The organism is Streptomyces sp. NPDC014907 (assembly GCF_055562975.1).
In genome coordinates this window covers 39,201-56,463 of the sequence record NZ_JBVHEG010000017.1, presented here as the reverse complement: position 1 = coordinate 56,463, position 17,263 = coordinate 39,201, and the positions used below count along the sequence as shown (strand labels likewise).

Sequence of the window (17,263 nt, the reverse complement as noted above, 5' to 3'; positions counted from 1 at the left end):
GGTAGGCGAAGAGGGGTGGCCGCCCGGGACTCCGGGCGGCCACCCCTTCAAGGTGTGCCGGGCGGGTCAGGCGGGAGCGGAGGAGGTCAGGACGGGGTGGTCGACGTGGTGGTGCTCGATCTCGACGCCGTATGCCCCGCCCCACGCCTCCCAGACGAGCCGGCCGATCGTCTCGGCCGCCGCGACACTGCGGTGCCGGCCCCCCTGGCACGCCACCGTGAGGCGGACCAGGCGGCCCACCGGTACTTCGTCGGCCAGGGCGCGGAGCTGGACGGCGGTCCGGGTGATCAGGGTCAGGGCGCCGGGGGTTTTGAGGACGTGGGCGTAGACGTCGTCCAGGCCGGTGCGGTAGCGCATGGTCGGGTCGGCGGCGGGGTTGCGCAGGGCGCGGCTGAGGTCGAGGTAGAGGCCGTCTGTGACGAGGTCGTGGGCGCCGTCGTGACGGACGCCGATCGAGCGGATGGCGGCGCCGAGGATATCCTGCGCACGATGAGCGAGCACAAGGTCCGCCGCCTGCCGGTGATCGACGGACACACCCTGATCGGTATCGTCGCCTAGGCCGACGTCGCCCGCGCCCTGTCCGACCCGCAGGTCGGCGACCTCCTCCAGGCCCTGTCCACGGACTGAGCCCAGGAGGAAAGGGGGCGCGACCACGATCGCGGCTCTTACGACCGAGAATGTGACGAGGAGCGCCGGATATTCACCGGCTGATCGGCGTGTTCGCGGCGACGTTCGGTGCGGCCCTGGAGACGGCGCTGTCCTCGGGCTGCACCGTGGCGCAGTACTTCGGCTGGACCTGGGGCAAGACGGCCGCCCCCCGGACGGCGTCGCGGTTCCACGCCGTGGTGATCGTGGCCCTAGTGGCGGGCATGGCACTGGTCCTCACCGGCGTCGACCCGGTCATGGTCACCGAGTACTCCCTGGTCTTCGCGGCGGTCGCGCTGCCGCTGACCTACCTGCCCATCCTCGTGGTGGCCAACGACCCGGAGTACATGGGCGAGGCGAGGAACGGCAGGTTCGCCAACCTGATGGGCGGCCTGTACCTCGTCGTCGTCCTGGTGGCGGCGGTGGCCGCCATCCCGCTGATGATCGCGACGAAGGCAGGCCTGTGATGCCCGACGAGGACGAGTACACGCGCGAGGAGCCCCGGCCCGGGCCGGAGGAGCGGCGGGCGGGACGCGCGTACAGCGCCCGCTTCCACCTCCTGGACCGGCAGGTTGTCGACGGGGACGACCGGCCGGTGTGCAAGGTCGACGACCTGGAACTGGAGCCGGACCCCGACGGCCCCCCACGGGTCACCGCTGTCCTCGTCGGCCCGGCCGCGCTCGCGCCGCGTCTGGGCGGGAAGGCGGCCCGGTGGCTCGCCGCGGTGCAGCGGCGCCTGAGCGTCGGCGAGAGCGAGGGCCCGGCCCGGCTGGGCTTCGGCCGCGTCACCGGCATCGGGGCGGTGGTCCGCGTCGACCTGTCGGAGGGCAACGCCGGGATGCACGCCCTGGAGGACTGGATGCGCGAGAACGTCGTCGGACGACTCCCGGGGGCCGGCCATGCGTCTGGCTGATCTGATGGGGGCCCGCGTCCGGGACCGCGACGGCCGGGAGATCGGGCACGTCAGCGACGTACGGCTGCGCGAGCACCCGGCCCCGGACGCGAACCCGGCGAGCACCGTGCTGAAAGTCGAGGGCCTCGTCGTGGCCACCCGCGCCCGCGGCCGGCTGATCGCCTACGACCACCGGCCCGTCGACGGGCCCTGGCCGCTGGCGCGACTGGCCCGCTGGGCCGCCCGCAACGCCCGCTGGGCGCCCTGGCCGACCGTGGCCGCCCGTGGCCGCCCACGAGCCGCCCGACCGCCTCGGTGACCCAGGAACCGTACGGCTCGCCGTGCCCGGCACGGAACTGGCCCCGCTGACCGACGCCCACGACGACTGGAACGCCATAAAGCCGGACGCCGGAGAGGCAAAGGAGTGATGACCTCTACGTCCTGGGAGGGATTGAACGCGGTTAAGGGCCGTCCAGCCATGTCTATCGGGCATATCGGCTTCGCGCGATGTCCGGCCGACGGAGCTGGGGAAGGAGCCTGTCCTTTCCAGGGGTGATCTGTCAGGCAGGTTCCTCCTCCTCGGCAGCTACCTGTATCCGGGTGATGCGGTAGCGCTTCCGGTGGTGGTTTACGGCCAGGTCTGCGGTTCAGGCGTACAAGGGAAAGCCGTCGGTCAGCGGGTAAGGAGATCATGGTGGAGTCTTCGGTGGACCGGATCGCCGATCCCTGGGGCGGCCGCGTGCCGTACGGGCGCCACGAGCCGTGGCCGGTCCGGGTGGACACCCACCTCGCCGCGGGCGTGGAGCCCGGCACGGTGCAGCGCTGGGTGCAGGCGGCCTCGATCCTGCACTCCGACGGGGACGCCATGGACATCGCGGTGGTCGACGGCCGGATGGCCGGGGTGCGGGGGCGGGCCGTCGACCGGGTCAACCGCGGCAGGCTCGGCCCCAAGGACCTCTTCGGCTGGCAGGCCAACGCCTCGCCCGACCGGCTGAACCGCCCACTGGTCCGCGAAGGCGGACGCCTGGTGGAGACCGACTGGGACACCGCGATGGACCGCGTCGTCTCCCGCTCCCGCGAACTGCTCGACGAGCGGGGCCCCGGCTCCCTCGGCTTCTACACCAGCGGACAGCTGTTCCTGGAGGAGTACTACACGCTCGCGGTCCTGGCCCGGGCCGGCATCGGGACAAACCACCTCGACGGCAACACGCGCCTGTGCACCTCGACCGCGGCCGAGGCGCTGAAGGAGTCCTTCGGCTGCGACGGACAGCCCGGAAGCTACGACGACATCGACCACGCCGACGTGATCGCGCTCTTCGGCCACAACATCGCCGAGACGCAGCCCGTGCAGTGGATGCGCATCCTCGACCGCCTCGAAGGCACCGACCCGCCCCGTCTACTCTGCGTCGACCCCCGGCCCACCCCGGTGGCCCGCAGGGCGGCCGTGCACCTCGCTCCCCGGATCGGCACGAACATGGCGCTGCTCAACGCCCTGCTGCACGAGATCATCCGGACCGACCGCGTCGACCACGACTACGTACGGACGCACACCGTCGGCTTCGACGAGCTCGCGGCCCGGGTCGCGGACTGCACGCCGCAGTGGGCGGCCGGCATCTGCGACGTCCCGGCCGCCCGGATCACCGAGGCCGCCGAACTCCTGGGCACCGCCGACCGGCTGCTGTCCACGGTGCTGCAGGGCGTCTACCAGTCCCACCAGGCGACGGCCGCCGCCGTCCAGGTCAACAACCTGCACCTGATCCGAGGCATGCTGGGCAGGCCGGGCGCCGGGGTGCTGCAGATGAACGGGCAGCCCACCGCGCAGAACACCCGCGAGTGCGGGGCCAACGGCGACCTGCCGGGCTTCCGCAACTGGCAGAACGATGCACATGTGGCCGATCTCGCGGAGGTCTGGAACGTCGATCCTGCGACCATTCCTCACTACGCGCCGCCCACCCATGCCCTGCAGATGTTCCGCTATGCCGAGCAGGGTTCGATCCGCATGCTGTGGATCAGCGGCACCAACCCCGCCGTGTCCCTGCCCGAGCTGTCCCGCATCCGCTCCATCCTGGCGCAGGAGCGGCTCTTCACGGTGGTGCAGGACCTGTTCCTGACCGAGACCGCACAGCTCGCCGACGTGGTGCTGCCCGCGGCGACCTGGGGAGAGAAGACCGGCACGTTCACCAACGCCGACCGCACGGTGCACCTCTCCGACAAGGCCGTCGAACCACCCGGTGGGGCCAGGCCCGACCTGGAGATCTTCCTCGACTACGCCCGGCGGATGGACTTCCGCGACAAGGACGGCGGCCCGCTGATCACCTGGCACGACCCGGAGAGCGCGTTCGAGGCGTGGAAGCGGTGCAGCGCCGGCCGCCCGTGCGACTACACCGGTCTGACCTACGGCATGCTGCGGGGCGGCAGCGGAATCCAGTGGCCCGTCAACGACCAGGCACCGGACGGTACGGACCGCCTCTATACCGACGGCATCAGCTGGGCGCATCCGGACGCGTGCGAGGACTACGGCAAGGACCTGGTGACCGGGGCGGCGGACGGCGCGGTGGAGTACCGCTCCCTCAACCCCGACGGCAAGGCCATGATCAAAGCCGCCGCCTACCTGCCCCCGCACGAGGCTCCGAGCGAGGAGTACCCCTTCCAGCTGACCACGGGCCGGACCCTCTACCACTTCCACACCCGCACCAAGACCGGCCGCGCGCCCCAGTTGAACGCGGCGGCCCCCGACGTGTGGGTCGAGGTCTCCGCACAGGACGCGGAACAAACCGGCCTGCGCGAGGGGGATCTGGTCGAGGTGCGCACTCCCCGCGGCGTCCTGCGGGGGCGGCTGCGCGTCACCGGTCTGCGGCCGGGAGTGCTCTTCGTCCCCTTCCACTACGGGTACTGGGACACCCCCGCCGGCTCCGGCCCGGACGCCTCCACACCGGGCCGCGCGGCCAACGAGACCACGATCACCGACTGGGACCCCGCGTCCAAGCAGCCGATGTTCAAGACCGCCGCGGCCTCGCTCACCCTCGTCGAGCGCGGCGACGGGACCCCGTCGCCGGCGCCCACCACCGCCGCATCGGCCCCGGCGGACCCGCACGGCGTGCCGGCCACCGCGGGCGGGCGGGCCGCGCGCGCCACCCAGGAGCCGCGTCCCGCCCGGGACACGAAGGAGGGCAACCGGTGAACGGCGTCAAACTTGCTCTGCGTGCCCTCCACCACGGCGAACGTGATCTCATCAACGACCTCGTGGCCCTGGCCGAGCGACACCATACCGAGCACGAGGTCCACCACGTCGCCATCGACGTCGCCACGTGGTCCCGGGAGCACGTCCAACGTCTGGCCGACATTGCCACCCACTACGGCCTGAACCTCGACGGTCCGCCCGACGACTTCTCCCACGGCCTGTTCGCCACACTCCGGAAGAAGGCATCGGAGGTAGTGGGAAGCCGTCCCGAGCCCGGCCTGCTGCTCCTGCGCGACCTGCGGGAAGTCCACTTGGCCGCGGCCCACAACTCGCTGCACTGGGAGATGCTCGCCCAAGCGGCACAGGCCATGAAGGACACCCGGCTTCTGGCTCTCGCCTCCTCCTGCCATCCCCAGACCCTGCGGCAGATGCGCTGGACCAACACCCTGATCAAGACCCTGTCCCCGCAGGTGCTCACCAGCCTGTAACGACCCGGCCACAGGACACGCTTCACCGTCGGGCCGAGCCCTTCGGACGGCTGGTCACCGACCAGAGGACCGCGTGCAATCGCTACCCACCTGGTGAGGCAAGCCCCTCCAGGGCCTGCTCGATGCGCTGGCGGCGGGTGGAGGACCAGTCGATGAGCTCCTGGTCGACGCCGGCGATCTCCATCACGGGGCGCAGGCCCGGCGTCACCTCGCGGGGCGCGGTGGCCAGGCCGAGTTCCTCGCAGACCTCGGTGGTCATCGTCAGGGTGTAGAGGGTGCCGGCGGCGGCGACGTTGCGCAGCAGACGCCGGGTGTCCAGGGCGTACCAGGAACCGTCCGGACGCTGGGCCCGGTTCAGGATCAGGCAGTGGTCGTGCAGGAGCGGGAAGCCGTCGCGGTTCTCGTAGTACCGGAACGCCGCGATGACCAGATCGGGTGGCTTGGCCCGCTTGCGGCCGGAGGACCAGCGGACCTCCGCGACCTCCTCCTCCATCCACCGAAGCGTCGTTTCGACCGCCCGCTCGTGCGCCTCCTCGATGACCCGCCGCACCGTCTCGTCGCCCAGCGCCCACAGCACCATCAAGGACGCCTGCGCCCGGAAGGTGAAGTCGAAGCCGAGCAGCGGGACGGCCTTCTTCCGCTCGATCTCGTCGAGCGGCTGGCCCAGGACCGTGGCCCGCCGAGCTTCTTCCGGACTGTCGCCGTCGGCCAGGCGCTCGCGCTCGATCCGGTCGGCGTCCGGGTGCCGGAGCTCTCCGTACAGCAGCTCCAGCTCCCGCTCGCCCACCACCGAGCCCGCGCTCAGCCCGAGCGCGGCCAGCCCCAGTCCCATCCACCGGCCCGGCGGCAGCCCCGCCCGCTCCTGAGCGTCCTTCAGCGGCCGGCCAGCCGGACGGCGGCCGTCTCCAACCACCACACCGCGTATGTAGTAGCGCCGCGCGTTGCGCCTCGTGATCTTCGCTGCACTCACCATCGCGACAGACCACACCCGGCACACCCCAGTTCGAAAGAGCCGATCCCGCGGGCGGGAGGGTTCACCAGACCCTCACCGCCGGGCCCGCGCGACGGGCCACGACCTCGAGGCCGGGCCCGTACGGCGAGCGCCGTCCTTTGCGCCGGCACCCCTCTGCAGGGCCAGGCAAATGCTGCGCGGCGGGACGGACTGTCACGGTCTCGGCATTCGACGCCCCAGAGACCAAGAGGGAGGTCTTCTCGTCCCCAGTGCCTGTCTGAAGACCTCGCGTCTCCCCGAAGCACCCGTGCTGGACCCAGGGGACTTCACCCCAGGACGCAAGGACGCCGGTCTGCTACAGGCCCGGGCGCCTCGGCGCGGCGGGCGGTGGCGTGATCACCGCCTTCTGAGCGACGCGATCGCGTTCAAGTACCGCACCGGAACGCCGTGGACGGAGCTGCCTGGGAAATACGGTTCGTGGAAGGGCGTACACAACCGGCTGCGGAACTGGGCCGCCGACGGCACCTGGAAGAGGGTTTTCACAGCCCTGCTCGCCCAGTCCGACGCCGAAGGCGACCTGGAGTGGGCTGTCGCGGTCGGCTCCACGACCGTGCGCGCCCACCAGCACGCCGCCGCTGCCCGAACTCGGTCCCCGGTCCCGGTCGGCGGGACGTGCCCGGGTCGGCCGGCCCCGGTGGGTTCCCCGGGTCCGGGCCCGCGCGGAGGCGTGGGCCGGTGAGCGTCTTCGTCCGGCCGCCGGTGGACTCGTTGGCGCGAGGGGCGGGCGCCGACCGTCGCGGTCCGGGGAGCCGGACGAGGGGGCTACGGGTCCGGTGCTCGTGGCCCCCTCTCGCGGTGCGGCCCGGAGCGTCGGAGGCCGCGTGGCGGGCAGGACGGTCCGGGCGGCCGTGCCGCGTCAGTGGAGCTGGGGGTCGCTCCACAGCGAGCCGGTGTGCTGCGGGGCGGCGAGCGGCGCCGCCCACTGGCCCGTGCCCCGGTAGAGGGAAAGGGTGGTCTGCGGCGAGCCGGCGGCCGGGTTCGCGGCCACTTCCTCCCCCACGACGTCGTTGTGGCCGTCGCCGTCCACGTCGCCGACGCCGAGGATCTGCTGGTAACGCTGCCAGCCGCCGCCGATGCGGGTGCGGGCGGTGAAGGTGCCGTCGCCCTTGCCGAGGTAGAGCCAGAGGACGCCGTCCTTGTCCCGGGCGACGAGGTCGCCCGCGGGCGCGCCCGCGATGTTGCCGGTGGCCGTGATCTGGTTGTACGCCTGCCAGCCGGCGCCGAGCTTCACGCGCGGCTTGAAGGGGGCCGTGGCGTTGCCGGTGGCTTGGTAGAGCCACAGGACGCCGGACCCGTCGGCGGCCAGGAGGTCGTTCAGCCCGTCGCCGGTCAGGTCGGAGCCGCCGGTGAGCTTGTCGTACGCCTGCCAGCCTCCGCCGATCGGGGTGCGCGCCGCGAAGGGCGCCTTGTGGGTGCCCGTGCCCGCGTAGAACCAGAGCGCGCCGGAGCGGTCGCGGGCGACGATGTCGGCGTCGCGGGTGCCGGCGGTGTTCCCGGTGGGGGTGATGCGGTCGTATGCGTTCCAGCCGCCGCCGACCCGCATCTCGTACGGCTGCTGGAACGGCTTCACGCTCCGCAGCTGCCGGAGGTCGTACGCGCCGAGGTAGCCGTCCTGCCCGCGGGAGAAGACGTCGGGCGAGCCGTTGCCGTCGAAGTCGCGGGGGTGGGGCGCGCGGGTCGCCGTGAAGGCGCCCTGGCGCTCGACTACCGGGCCGATGCCGTTGGCGGGCTCGGCGCGCATCGTCCAGGTGTAGGCGCCGTTGTAGGCCGGGAGGCCGTCGTCGTACAGGCCGTTCCAGTCCAGCGGGAACGTGGTCGTTTCCTCGCTGGGCGTCTTGTCGGCGATCTCCACGGTCCGGCCGGAGGCCGTGTGCCTCAGCGTCAGCGAGACCTTGGCGTTGAAGCGGCTGAACGTCCAGCCGGCCGGTATCCCGCCGCCCGTGCGGTCGAGGTCGACGGTGCCGGCCGGCGGCGGGGTCTGCGTCACCGCGGTGAGGGCGGTCGGCTGCCCGGAGGTGCGGACGAGGGTCGCGGCGGGCCTGCCGGTGGCGGCGTCCGGGGCGATCCGGTACAGGCCCTCGCCCTGGGCGAGAGTGCCGCCGACGGCGAGCAGGCCGCCGTCGCCGTCGGGAACGAGGGACGTCGCGTGGTCCAGGAGCGGGAAGGCCGTACCGGTCTTCGCCGAACGGACGGTGACCGGGTGGAGGCCGTTGGGGGAGAGCGCGGTGCCGCCGCCCGGCTTGGTGTACGCGACCCAGTCGCCGAGGGCGTGGAGCACGACGCCGGCCGCGTCGCCCGGGGAGTCCAGCGGCACCGGCTGGGTCCGGTCCGTGCCCCTGGGCGTGACGACCAGTCTCTTGTCCGCGGAGTAGGGGTTCTCCACCCAGATCGCGTCGGTCGGCGTCAGGGTGACGGACTCGACGGAGGCCGAGTACGCGAGGGCGTACGACTCGACGACCTCGCCGGTGGCCACGTCCACCACCCCGAGCCGGCGCGACGCGGCGTTCGGCGAGCGGAGGATCACCGCGAAGGTGCCGGGGCCGGTGACGTAGTCCCGCCAGGAGTCCCAGCCCTGCGGCAGGGGCACCGTCCGGGAGACGACCTCGCCGGCTTCCAGGGAGACCAGGTGGTGCCGGTCCACGCCGTCCACCCGGCCCGACATCACCAGCGTGGTGCCGACCACCTGCCGGAGCGTGTACCCGGCGGCCTGCGGGCCGAGCGCGGAGGTGTCGATCACGACCGGCTCGGCCGCCCCGCTCATGTCGGTGAGCGTGTACACCGCCCCGGCCCGGGAGACGACGAGGTCGGTGCCCGGGCTGCCCCAGAAGGTCCCGGCGGGGAGCGTCGTGGTGACGCCGTCGGCGTGCCGCGTCCACCGGTGGACGGCGCCGGTGCCCGTGCCGGTACGGGTGAGCATGCCGGTCCTGCCCGCACCGAGGAGCTCCGAGCCGGCGGGGACGGTCAGCGGCGGGGCCGTCTCGGCGGGCGCGGCCGCGGCCGTCTTCGGGGGCGCCGCAAGTGCCGGGGCCGTCAGGCCGCCTGCCGTCACGGCCAGGACGCAGGCGATGGTGGTGGCGAGCGTACGGTTCAACGGAGTGTGTCTCCCTCGGGTTCGCGGGCGTGGCGGGATGCCGTCATGCCACTGACCGCATGACTCACGGGGCGCCCGGGGGGTTGTACGCCGGGGCGGAGGACTTCCGTGGTCCGCGAGGGCCGGGGGGGCGCGTACCGCCCACGAGACCGGCCGGCTCCCGCTGCCGGAGGCGTTCGGAGCCGACGGCTTCTTCCGGGACGCGGACATCGCCGGCGGCCGCGTCGGACCGGCCGCGCCTCCAGGTGGTGACCGTGGCGCCGGGAGAGCCGGATCCTCGGCGGAGCGTACGACGAGGCAGCCCGTTCGCGAACGGCCCGTCCAGGTGGGGGTGTTGAGTTTCCGTCACGAGCCGGCCGGCGGGGCGCCGCGATTCGGTTCGGTCCGCTTCCGGTCGGCTGCCAAGACACGGGGACGGGCCGCCTTCCGCCGCCCGGGCAGCTTCCTCGAAGCGTCGGAGTGCCGGTCGTTGACTCGTCGGCCGGCGTGGTGGTCGGCAAGGACACGGCGAAACCGCTCGGCATCGTCCTCGGAACGCCCGCTCCTCCCCCGCCGTCCCACCACCGCGCGGTCCCCGCGCGCCCGGCCACAGCACGCCACGGGGACCGCGGACCGTCCCCGGGCCTTCCGGGCAGGGACCCCGCGCCGTCGTGACGGGCACCGGTCGAGCCGGTGGCGGCGGGCATCGCGGTCCCTGTCCGGCGGCCGCGAAGTCCCGTCGCGGCACGGGAAGGCCCGGCCCCACCGTTCCGGGTGGTGGGGCCGGGCCCGCCGGGGAGGGTCAGCGCTCGCGGTGCGGCCTCACTTGCCGAGCCACGCGTTGTGGATCGCCAGCGTCGACACGTTGCCCTGCTTGTCGGTGATCCTGGCGGAGAAGGAGATGCCGCTGTCCTTCGCCGGGCCGCGCACGACGATCGAGCCGTTCTGCACACGAACCGGCTTCCAGGTCTTGCCCTCGTCGTAACTCACCGAGACCGAGAGCGACCCGAGGTTGCCGCCCGCCGCCGATCCCTGCACCGTCACCGGCACCGGGACCGGGGCGTTCGCCGTGATCCGCGAACCGAGGTCGACAGGGGCGGCGAACCGTACCGTCGAGACCGGCAGCGCCGTGTCGGCCGCGACCCGCTTCGACCGGAACGTGAAACCGGTCTCGACCCGGGTGGAGACCGCGGCGGCGCCCGCCGCGCGCTCCACCGAGGACGTCAGGCGGTACTCGGCGTCGTCCGCGCCGACCGTGAAGGGCTCCCACCCGGTCAGCGGATCGGCGTTCTCGCCGATCCTGACGCCGTCGCGGTACAGCGTCGTCGTGACCGAGGCGTACGGGGCAAGTCCCGGGTGACCCTGGCCGTCGGCGAGCAGCGGCAGCGAACCGACGACCTGCTCGACGCCGGTCTCCGGGTCTGGAGCGGTGCGGAAAACGCCGCTCCTCTCGCTCAGGAGGGGGCCGAAGACCCCCGTGTTGAAGGTCTCCCGGTACCTCCGGCCCGCCTCGTAGCGCTTCGGCCGGGCCATCTCCTGGCCGCCCTCCCAGACGGGGTGCTCCCCCTCCGCGGACTTGCCCAACTGCTCGGCCTTGGTGAGCCAGGTGACGCCGTCCGCGGTGGAGACGTGGAAGGTGCGGACCCCCGGCGCGGGCTGCGGCGCGCCGTAACCGGTGCCCTCGGGCGCGCCCGGCAGGTGCGCGAACGGCGAGACGAGGGCGGACTTGCCGGGCGCGGAGGCACCGACGGCGACCTTGAGCGTGGCCAGTTCGTTCGCCTTCACGTGCCTGGTGTAGCCGGTCGAGACCACACCCGTCTTCCCGCCGAAGGCCACCGAGTACTGGCTGGTGGCGTCCTTGACGAAGTGCGCGTCCCAGGTCTGCATCAGCGAACCGTCGGTGACGGCCGGCCCCAGGTGGGCGGTGCGGAAACCGGTGAAGCCCCGGAGGACCCAGCCGCTGCCGACACCGCCCTGTTCGGTCGCGCGCTCGTAGTAGGTGCCGCCGTAGTCCGCCCGGTCGATGCCCGGCACGGTGAGGTCGACGGGCTTCGTGGTGCGCGCGTCCGCGACGAGCGTGGCGTCGCCGGTGACCTCCAGCTTCGGCTGCGCGATCCAGTCGGTGCCCTTGGAGTAGTCCGACGGGTCCGTGTAGACGGCCGTGTTGAAGGTGTACGACCCCTTGGGCACGCGGATGGTGTGCGCGCCGGGCTCGTTGCCGACGCGGGTCTGGACGCCCGCGGCGGTGCCGGAGAGGCCGGTCAGGGTGCTGTCGAAGAAGGTGGCGTCGGCGCCGTCGCGGCCGATCACCCGGACCGTGAGGTCGTACGACTCCGCCTCCCGGACGGCCACGGCGGCCGTCCGGACCGACCGGCCCGCCGCCGTGGCGGTGACGTAGCCCGAGTAGGCGCCGTCCTCGTCGCCCACCCGGGTGTCCGCGGTGAGGTCGACGTCGGCCGTGCCGCCGGCGGGCACGGTCACCCGCGGGGCGCCGAGCGAGAAGAACCCGGCCGGGGCGGGCCTGCCCGCCGGGGCCAGGGTGGCCACCGACAGGTCGAGGGTGACGTCGGTCTTGCCGAGGTTGCGGTAGGTGACCTTCTTGGTGACGGGCTTGTCGTCCTGGTGCGGCCAGAGCGCCGTGCCGTAGTTCAGCGAGACCGGCTCGGCGATCACGCTCTGGTCGAGCGCCTTGTCGACCTGGACACGGCCCGAACCCTGCTGGAAGGCCGTGTACGCGCCGCCCTTGGCGGAGCCGGTCAGGGCGCCCTTCAGCTCGGCGGACTTCCAGTCGGGGTGCCGCTGCTTGAGGATCGCGGCGGCGCCCGCGACGTGCGGAGTCGCCATGGAGGTGCCGTCGATCTGGAGGTAGCCCGGGGCGGGGTGCGGCGTGCCGGGACGGGTGTCCAGGGCGCTGCCGGGAGCGGCGGCGGCCGTGATGGCGACGCCCGGCGCGGTCAGGTCCGGCTTGACGGCGCCGTCACCGGCGCGCGGACCGGTGCTGGAGAACGGGGCGAGCCGGTCCTCGTGGTCGACGGCGCCGACGGTCAGCGCGGCGTCAGCGGTACCGGGCGAGCCCACCGACGAGGCGCCGTACTTGCCGTCGTTGCCGGCCGCGACGGTGAAGAGGATGCCCTTCTCGGCGGAGAGCCGGTCGACCGCCGCCTCCAGCGGATCGACGCCGGGGCTGTCGGGGGTGCCGAGGCTGAGGTTGACGACATCGGCCCCCTCGGCCGCCGCCCACTCCATGCCCGCGAGGACGGCGGAGTCGTCGCCGAAGCCCTCGTCGTCGAGGACCTTCCCGCTGATCACCCTGGCGCCGGGCGCCACGCCCTTGTACCGGCCGCCGGACCCGGCGCCGGTGCCCACGGCGATCGACGCGACGTGCGTGCCGTGGCCGACCCGGTCCACCGCGTCGGCGGAGGAGGAGAAGTTCTTCTCGCCCACGACCTGGGTCCTCAGGTCGTCGTGGGTCTTGTCGACGCCCGTGTCGAGGACGGCGATCTTGACGCCGGTGCCGTCGTGGCCGGACGCCCACGCCTTGTCGGCGCCGATCTGCGGGACGCTGCGGTCGAGGCGCGCGGCGCGCACCCCGTCCAGCCAGACGGTGGCGATGCCGGCGGCGATGCCGGTGCCGGCGGCGCGGGCACCGTCGTGGTGGTCGGTCAGGGCGGCCCAGACGCGGGGCAGGTCGTCCGGGGAGGCGCTGATGGCGTCGGCGCCGAGGGTCGGGAAGGTGCGCCGCAGTTCGGTGTCACCGGCGGCACGGACCCCGGCCCGGGCGGCGGCATCGCCCGCGTACCGAACGATCAGCTTCATCCCCGAGCCGTGGCTCTTGCGCAGCCGGGGGTCGGTGAGGACACCGAGGTCGAAGAGCCGCTGGTCCAGCCGGCCCGAGGAGATCGACTGCTGTGCGTCGCCGGGGACCACGAGGGTGCGGTCCCCGACGCGCTGTATCCGAACGGGTATGTGTTCACGGCCCGGGGCGGGCTCGAAGCCCACCATGCGGCCCTTGGCGTTCACCAGCACGCGGTCGCCGGTGACGAGCGGGATGCGCCGGTCGCCCGCGGAGTGCGCGGTGTCCGATGAAGCCGCCGTGTGCGGGACGGTCGCTGTCGCGGGGCCGGTCGTGCCCGCGATCAGGGCCACCGACGTGGCCGCCGCGACGGTGAAGGCGCGTGCTTTTCGCACATGTGCGCGCAAGTCTCCCCCAGGAGCTTGGAAATGGGGTGGAGTGGTCGGTTCCGGCCAGGGACGCCCAGGGCGTCCGCCGCCGGTCAGCGCAGTATGTGGAGGTCGACGAGACGTGATCAACGCCGCCGCGGTCCCGGCGGGCCGGGAACGCTGGTTTCAGGACACCGCCGGCTCCCGTAGTGCGATGGGGTGACGACGGGTGTGTGACCGGACGACGACAGCGCTGCGACACCTGTGCGACAGCGGTCCGGACGATCCGCTCGGAACGCGCTGCGGGACGGGTTCCGCGGCGTTTCCCCGCCCGGGACCGGTCCGGCCCTCACCACGGGGCCCAACTTGGCCGTATCCGGCCCAGGGGGGACACGACGGCCCGCCCGGTCCTCACGGCCCGGTCGCGGGCCGGGGCGGCCGGCGCCCCGCTCCCTCGCGCCCCGGCATCGGCACCCTCGCGGGGGCCGCCCCTCCCCGGTCGAACCGCTGGTCGAGCCGTGGGTGGACCCGGCGCGGGGCGGCGTCCGGCGGCTTGGGTAGGTTGGTGGCCACCGATCCAGGAGATGCCCCGTGCCCGGCCGCCCCAGCGTGTTGTTCGTGACCGACCTCGCCTACCGGGCCCGGGGGCGCCGCTACTGCGACGAGGACATCTTCCTGTCCTCGCGGCTGCGGAACGACTTCGACGTCGCGTTGTGCCACCCGCTGGACGCCACCGCTCTCATGGACGCCTTCGACGGGGTCGTGGTCCGCAACAGCGGCCCCGTGCTGCACTACCAAGGGGAGTACGACGCCTTCCGGAGCCGGGCCGCGGCCCGCGGCACCCGGGTCTACAACCCGCTGTCCGGCCGGGCCGACATGGCCGGCAAACAGTACCTGCTGGACCTGACGGCGGCCGGATACCCGGTCATCCCCACCGTCGACCGGCTCCAGCACCTCGGCGCGCTGCCCGTGGCCGACCAGTACGCGGTCAAGCCGAAGGCGGGGGCGGACTCCATCGGCCTCGACTTCGTCCCCCGGGACCGGCTGGACGGCCTCGCCTACGGCGACATCCTGGTCCAGCCCCGCATCGACTTCCGCTACGAGGTGTCGTTCTACTACATCGACGACGTCTTCCAGTACGCTCTCCGCGCCCCCGACCCCGACCGTCGCTGGGCCCTCGAGCCCTACCGGCCCACGGAAACCGATCTCGGCTTCGCCCGCGCCTTCATCGACTGGAACACCCTCGACCACGGCATCCAGCGCGTGGACGCCTGCCGGACCCGGGAAGGCGACCTCCTCCTGGTCGAGCTGGAGGACCTCAACCCCTACCTGTCCCTGGAACAGGTCGACGACGCGACCCGTGACGCCTTCGTCGCCGGCATGACGGCCTCCCTCCACCGGTTCCTGAGCGGCTCCTCCCACGCCTGACCGGCACGTCCCCGGATGCCTCGACCGCCACCAACGGCAGTACGAGACGTCCGTCGGACCCCGGCCCGTGGTGATGCGCGCGCTACGGCCGTTACCTCGGAATCCGAGAAGGACAGGTTCCGGTCAGGCCCTGCCGGGCCTGCGACACCGTCGTGATGAACGACCGGTGGAACAGAGACCCGGTCGTGACCGGGACGACCACCTCGCCGACTGCCCCCACCCCGACCACCAACGCCCACCCCCGGGGGCCCACGCCAGGCCACCCGGTCGGGCACCGCGCGGACCTGCCGACCGCCCCGGGCGAGCGGGCGGGGCATCCGCTGCGTGCTCCTGCCGGCCGCGCGGAACCGCATGGCACCGACACGTACACCGGCACCGGCGTTTCGGCCAACCCTCCCCCGGGCGCGTGCTCTTGTGCGGCAAGGGCCGATGCACTGCGCACCTTCACCGAATCGCTCGATCCCAAGGTGCGCGATCCGCCCGAAAGACAGGTGCTCGAAAGCGTGACGGCGTCGTCGAACACGCCGAATCGCGCATCACGACCACGGGGGAAACACATTGACGTCAGACGAAACCGGGTACAGCCCGGCCGCCGACCGGATCCGCCTCGTACACGCCCCGGGCCCCGGTCGCCCCGGGCCCGGGCGGGAGACGCGGAAACCCACCGGCCGGGCAATCGGCCGGCACACCACCCGGACGGACACGTCCTGGATCCGGACCGACAGCCCCGTGTGTGTGGGCGCTTCGGGCAGGTGCGGTCCATGACGGCCCACCCGAACCACCGTTTCCACGACCGGGAGGAGCCTCCCCCGGAGCACTGGGGGCCGGGGCCGCGCGCCGCCCCCTGCCCGGGCCGCGGGCGGACACGTTACCTTTGGCCGGATGCAGCCACAGCAGCCTTCCACGCCCCTCGCTCCCGCCTCGACGTCCCGCGCGCGGTCCGGCACGCGCACGAGGACCGTGGCGCTCTCCCTCGTCGCCGGGCTCGTGCTCGGCGCCGCGGGGACGGGCGCCGCATGGGCGCTGAGTTCCGATTCCGCCTCCCCTGCCGGCGGGTCTCCTGCGGCGGACGCGCGTGCCGCCTGCAGGGCCCTCGACGGGTTCGACACCGAGAAGTACACGGACAAGGGCCCGGCCGGTGAGATAGCCCTCAACCGCTACGCGGCGGCCGGGGCGCTCTCCGCTTCGGCGGCGGCGGGCGACGCCGGGTACAGGGAGCTGGCACAGGCCATTCGCCGCTCGCAGGAACGCCACACCCAGGTCTTCGAATTCGACGCGACGGTGAGGAAGGATCTGGACCGGGCTCGCGAGATCTGCCGCGGCCTTTACTGATCGTTTCAGAATGAGGTTCGGAGTCGTCGCAAGCAGATGATGCTGCAAGCGAGTTGAAGCAGGCCGAGGTGGAGATCTGCGCGTATCTCGTAGCGGATCCGCAGGCGTTTGAACTGGTGGAGCCAGGCGAAGGTCCGCTCCACGACCCAGCGCGTCTTGCCCAGCCCCGAGCCGTGCGGAACACCTCGATGGGCGATCTTCGGTGTGATGCCCCGGGCCCGCAGGATGCGGCGGTACTTGTCGTAGTCGTAGCCGCGGTCGGCGAACAGCCGGCCCGGCCGGTGCCGCGGCCGGCCGACCAGGCCGCGGATGCGGGGTATCGCGTCCAGCAGCGGTGTCAGCTGGGTGACGTCGTGCCGGTTTCCGCCGGTCAGGGTGACGGCGAGGGGTGTTCCATGCCGGTCGACGATCAGGTGGTGCTTGCTGCCCGGCCTCGCACGGTCGACCGGCGAAGGTCCGGTGTGAGCCCCCCTTTCAACGCCCTGATGTGCGAGCCGTCGATCGCGCAGTCGTCCATGTCTAGCAGGCCGGCTTTGCGCAGTTCGGCCAGGAGGACTTCGTGCAGACGGGGCCAGACGCCGGCCTCGGTCCAGTCCCGCAGCCGCCGCCAGGCCGTCACCCCGCTGCAGCCGGTCCGCTCGGCGGGCACGTCCCTCCAGCTCACGTTCTTGCGCAGCACGTACACGATGCCTCGCAGGGCGGCGCGGTCGTCCGCGGGCAGGCGTCCGGGATACCGATGGCGGCGCGGCGGGCGGGGCGGCAGCAGCGGAGCGATGCGTTCCCACAGCTCATCAGGCACAAGATCATCCGACACCCGCACCACTCTGCCGCCACCAAGCCCGACCGCCAACCCCCAGCAGCGAACTCATTCTGAAACGGTCAGTTACGCATGGTGACGGTGCCCGGATGCCGGGAGGGAGAGATCTCCCCTCCCCCACCGAGCGCTGGAGCCCGGACGGGCCTTCCATCGGGCCGGTAGCAGAGGTGGACAAGGGGGTGCGTCGGGCGCACCGATCCGATGCGCCGTCACCCTTTGTGTGCGCACCGGGTGGAG

General features: G+C 72.8%; 14 protein-coding genes. 9 read left to right on the top strand and 5 right to left on the bottom strand.

From position 1 onward, the window contains the following. Window positions 1–66: 66 nt before the first annotated feature. Window positions 67–501 carry a RapZ C-terminal domain-containing protein gene (locus ACZ3IL_RS28265; protein WP_467394849.1) on the bottom strand — a complete coding sequence of 145 codons (435 nt, stop codon included), beginning with the start codon at window positions 499–501 and terminating at the stop codon, window positions 67–69. On the opposite strand from ACZ3IL_RS28265, the gene ACZ3IL_RS28260 reads away from it, so the two are divergent. The 6 genes from ACZ3IL_RS28260 (at window position 490) to ACZ3IL_RS28235 (ending at window position 5,206) form a co-directional block, all read left to right on the top strand. Then, window positions 490–558: a hypothetical protein gene (locus ACZ3IL_RS28260; protein ID WP_467394879.1), complete on the top strand. Its 69-nt coding sequence runs from the start codon at window positions 490–492 to the stop codon at window positions 556–558. The two genes, ACZ3IL_RS28265 and ACZ3IL_RS28260, sit on opposite strands and share 12 nt — an antisense overlap. Before the next feature lie 158 nt (window positions 559–716). Then, entirely contained in the window at window positions 717–1,112 is a 396-nt protein-coding gene (locus tag ACZ3IL_RS28255) for a divalent metal cation transporter (RefSeq protein ID WP_467394847.1), read from the top strand. After that, the gene (locus ACZ3IL_RS28250) at window positions 1,112–1,558 is read left to right on the top strand and encodes a hypothetical protein (RefSeq protein WP_467394845.1); all 447 of its coding nucleotides are present in this window, start codon (window positions 1,112–1,114) and stop codon (window positions 1,556–1,558) included. The genes ACZ3IL_RS28255 and ACZ3IL_RS28250 overlap by 1 nt, the downstream gene beginning before the upstream one ends. After that, entirely contained in the window at window positions 1,545–1,856 is a 312-nt protein-coding gene (locus ACZ3IL_RS28245; RefSeq protein ID WP_467394843.1) for a hypothetical protein, read from the top strand. Before ACZ3IL_RS28250 ends, ACZ3IL_RS28245 begins: the two co-directional genes overlap by 14 nt. 375 nt (window positions 1,857–2,231) lie before the next feature. Further along, window positions 2,232–4,718: a molybdopterin oxidoreductase family protein gene (locus ACZ3IL_RS28240; protein WP_467394878.1), complete on the top strand. Its 2,487-nt coding sequence runs from the start codon at window positions 2,232–2,234 to the stop codon at window positions 4,716–4,718. After that, window positions 4,715–5,206 carry a hypothetical protein gene (locus ACZ3IL_RS28235; RefSeq protein ID WP_467394841.1) on the top strand — a complete coding sequence of 164 codons (492 nt, stop codon included), beginning with the start codon at window positions 4,715–4,717 and terminating at the stop codon, window positions 5,204–5,206. Before ACZ3IL_RS28240 ends, ACZ3IL_RS28235 begins: the two co-directional genes overlap by 4 nt. A gap of 82 nt (window positions 5,207–5,288) precedes the next feature. On the opposite strand, the gene mobF is transcribed toward ACZ3IL_RS28235, so the two are convergent. After that, window positions 5,289–6,179, bottom strand: a complete 891-nt coding sequence (gene mobF, locus ACZ3IL_RS28230) for a MobF family relaxase (RefSeq protein ID WP_467394838.1) — start codon at window positions 6,177–6,179, stop codon at window positions 5,289–5,291. Window positions 6,180–6,348: 169 nt separating this feature from the next. Between mobF and ACZ3IL_RS28225 the strand changes: the two genes are divergently transcribed. Further along, a complete protein-coding gene (locus ACZ3IL_RS28225) occupies window positions 6,349–6,897 on the top strand; it encodes a transposase (protein WP_467394836.1) in 549 nt (182 codons plus the stop codon). Window positions 6,898–7,074: 177 nt separating this feature from the next. Here the strand turns inward: ACZ3IL_RS28225 and ACZ3IL_RS28220 are convergent, their stop codons facing one another. Further along, window positions 7,075–9,309: an FG-GAP repeat domain-containing protein gene (locus tag ACZ3IL_RS28220; RefSeq protein WP_467394834.1), complete on the bottom strand. Its 2,235-nt coding sequence runs from the start codon at window positions 9,307–9,309 to the stop codon at window positions 7,075–7,077. An 801-nt stretch (window positions 9,310–10,110) separates the two neighbouring features. Beyond that, a complete protein-coding gene (locus ACZ3IL_RS28215) occupies window positions 10,111–13,476 on the bottom strand; it encodes a S8 family peptidase (RefSeq protein WP_467394832.1) in 3,366 nt (1,121 codons plus the stop codon). A gap of 564 nt (window positions 13,477–14,040) precedes the next feature. Here ACZ3IL_RS28215 and ACZ3IL_RS28210 point away from each other — a divergent pair. Then, a complete protein-coding gene (locus tag ACZ3IL_RS28210; protein ID WP_467394830.1) occupies window positions 14,041–14,877 on the top strand; it encodes an ATP-grasp domain-containing protein in 837 nt (278 codons plus the stop codon). 882 nt (window positions 14,878–15,759) lie between these two features. Next, on the top strand, window positions 15,760–16,209 hold the full coding sequence (locus ACZ3IL_RS28205) for a hypothetical protein (RefSeq protein ID WP_467394828.1): 450 nt from the start codon (window positions 15,760–15,762) through the stop codon (window positions 16,207–16,209). 5 nt (window positions 16,210–16,214) lie between these two features. On the opposite strand, the gene ACZ3IL_RS28200 is transcribed toward ACZ3IL_RS28205, so the two are convergent. After that, window positions 16,215–17,023, bottom strand: a protein-coding gene (locus tag ACZ3IL_RS28200) for an IS5 family transposase (RefSeq protein ID WP_467394826.1) whose coding sequence is annotated in 2 segments (ribosomal slippage) — window positions 16,215–16,684 and window positions 16,684–17,023 — 810 coding nt in all. Because the reading frame shifts where the segments join, the coding sequence is not laid out codon by codon here. Window positions 17,024–17,263: the final 240 nt, after the last annotated feature.

Excerpts from the sequence above, each read along its gene's own strand:
- ACZ3IL_RS28250 (WP_467394845.1), top strand. The coding sequence starts at position 1,112 with ATGCCCGACGAGGACGAGTACACGCGCGAGGAGCCCCGGCCCGGGCCG.
- ACZ3IL_RS28245 (WP_467394843.1), top strand. The coding sequence starts at position 1,545 with ATGCGTCTGGCTGATCTGATGGGGGCCCGCGTCCGGGACCGCGACGGC.
- mobF (WP_467394838.1), bottom strand. The coding sequence starts at position 6,179 with ATGGTGAGTGCAGCGAAGATCACGAGGCGCAACGCGCGGCGCTACTAC.
- ACZ3IL_RS28225 (WP_467394836.1), top strand. The coding sequence starts at position 6,349 with ATGCTGCGCGGCGGGACGGACTGTCACGGTCTCGGCATTCGACGCCCC.
- ACZ3IL_RS28205 (WP_467394828.1), top strand. The coding sequence starts at position 15,760 with ATGCAGCCACAGCAGCCTTCCACGCCCCTCGCTCCCGCCTCGACGTCC.